The sequence below is a fragment of the Streptomyces yerevanensis genome, assembly GCF_000716805.1.
GTDB lineage: Bacteria > Actinomycetota > Actinomycetes > Streptomycetales > Streptomycetaceae > Streptomyces > Streptomyces flaveus.
Map to the genome: position 1 here is coordinate 1 of NZ_JNWJ01000247.1, position 341 is coordinate 341.

The window sequence follows — 341 nt, forward strand, 5'->3', positions numbered from 1 at the left end:
CCAGTGGTCGGCCGGCTCGTACCTGGAGGACCAGGACCAGTGGTGGCTGCCCGGCATCTTCCGGGACGTCACCCTGCTGCACCGCCCGGCGGGCAGCGCCCTGGACTTCTTCGTGCACGCCTCCTACGACCACGTCAGCGGCGAGGGCACCCTGCGCGTCGCATCGGATGTCGACGGCCGGGTCACGGTCCCACAGTTGGATATCGATGTCGCCACCGGCGAGTCGGTGACGGTTCCGGTCGAGCCGTGGACCGCGGAGACACCGAAGCTGTACGACGGCGTGCTGGCCACCGAGGGCGAGCGGATCCCCCTGCGGATCGGCTTCCGCACGGTCGTACTCG

Annotated in this window: 1 protein-coding gene; it reads left to right on the plus strand. The window is 70.1% G+C overall.

Translation table 11 applies throughout. The features are described from left to right. Window positions 1-341 (plus strand): sugar-binding domain-containing protein (locus tag OP79_RS49265; RefSeq protein ID WP_033329900.1); only part of this gene is annotated, 341 nt, incomplete at both ends.